The 1,712-nt window shown below is 49.8% G+C and carries 2 protein-coding genes; both read left to right on the top strand.

Translation table 11 applies throughout. The annotated features are described in order from the left end of the window. On the top strand, positions 1-504 hold a 504-nt coding region (locus tag NZ772_18485), incomplete at its 5' end, for an FAD-dependent oxidoreductase (GenBank protein ID MCS6815544.1). A gap of 153 nt (positions 505-657) precedes the next feature. Further along, positions 658-1,590 (top strand): phytoene synthase, encoded by a 933-nt coding sequence (locus tag NZ772_18490; protein ID MCS6815545.1) that lies wholly within the window; start codon positions 658-660, stop codon positions 1,588-1,590. Positions 1,591-1,712: the final 122 nt, after the last annotated feature.

Here is a 1,712-nt window from a genome sequence, read left to right on the forward strand (position 1 = left end):
TTCGATCGCAAACTGACAGACATTGACCATCTCCTGTTTTCTCGGTCAGATTTGCTGAGTGTCTACGCCGATATGAGCAACACCTGTCGAGGCTACGAAAATCCTAATCGCTCGATGTTGGAACTAGTGCTTGCCCCAGCTAGGGATTGGATCCAACGTTCTGATGAAGAGATTATTACAGCCACCATGGCAGAACTCAAGAAGCTGTTTCCACAGCATTTTACTGGTGATGATCCCGCCAAACTGCTAAAGGCGAAGGTAGTCAAGACACCCCGATCAGTCTATACAGCAACCCCTGGGCGACAAGCCTATCGTCCTAGCCAGGTTACTCCTATTCCCAATTTTTACCTTGCTGGCAGCTATACCATGCAACGTTATCTCGGTAGTATGGAAGGTGCTGTGCTATCTGGAAAGTTGGCTGCCCAGGCAATTACCAAGCAGCAGGAATTTACGTCTACCCACCAGTCTGAGCAGTCGGTAGTGCCCCTAGCAGCTAGCACGTAAGGTTTGATAATTCCACGCCCTGTCGATTGCTGATTCTAACGGAACGATGAGGGGACAGGGGACAAAAGGCAATAAACTATGGACGTAGGCTAATAGCTTGTGATTACTAAACCACCAATACCCACCGATAGCGAACCCCTAGCTACCACTCGAATGCTGTACCTGCCTGATTCCCCACCAAGCATGAGAACCCTGGTTCCCCTAGACGATGCCTACGAGCGTTGTCGCCAAGTCACTGAAAAATATGCCAAGACCTTTTACTTGGCTACCCTATTGATGCCAGAAGTAAAGCGGCGCGGTATCTGGGCAATTTATGCCTGGTGTCGCCGTACTGATGAATTGGTCGATGGCCCTGGAGCAAAGCTCACCACGCCTGAGACGTTAGATCAGTGGGAGCGTCAATTAGAGTCAGTATTTGCAGGTGAACCCCAAGATGTCTATGATGTGGCGTTAGTCGATACTGTTCAGCGCTTTCAGATGGAGATTCAGCCATTTCGGGATATGATTGCTGGACAGCGGATGGATTTGTATCGGAGTCGCTACAACACCTTTGAGGAGCTTAATCTTTACTGCTATCGGGTAGCAGGCACTGTGGGGCTTATGTCTACGGCTATTGTTGGTCTCGATGAGATTCAGCATCCTACACCCTGGAAGCCCCAGATACAGCCAGCTATGCCGACTCAGGAGGCGATCGCCCTAGGTATTGCAAATCAACTCACCAATATTCTGCGAGATGTTGGAGAAGATGCTCGCCGAGGCCGCATTTATATTCCACTGGAAGATTTAGAACTGTTTGGCTATTCTGAGGAAGAGTTATTTCAAGGGGTAGTTAACGATCGTTGGCGAGCCGTGATGCAGTTTCAGATTCAACGGGCACGGAAGTTTTACGCCGATGCCGAAAAAGGTATCAGTGCCCTCAGCCGCGATGCTCGCTTCCCTGTCTGGGCAGCCTTGATGCTCTACAGTCAAATCTTGGATGCAATCGAGCGTAACCAATACGATGTGTTTACTCGCCGGGCCTTTGTGCCAACTTTTAAAAAGTTCCTCTGTCTGCCCTCTGCTCTTGCGCGTGCTGTGACTCTTTGAAAGTTTGCAGGTCTGGTTCCTAAAGTTTGCTACGTCGATGTGGGTCGGAGAGCAACACCGAGCGCATCTACTAAACGCGCAACGGGAATAATTTCTAGTTCGCGTCCCAGATGAGCTTGTCC

This window comes from Cyanobacteriota bacterium (genome assembly GCA_025054735.1).
Taxonomy (GTDB): Bacteria; Cyanobacteriota; Cyanobacteriia; order SKYG9; family SKYG9; genus SKYG9.

Bases quoted from the DNA above. Each gene is read 5' to 3' on its own strand.
- NZ772_18490 (MCS6815545.1), top strand. From the start codon at position 658: ATGCTGTACCTGCCTGATTCCCCACCAAGCATGAGAACCCTGGTTCCC.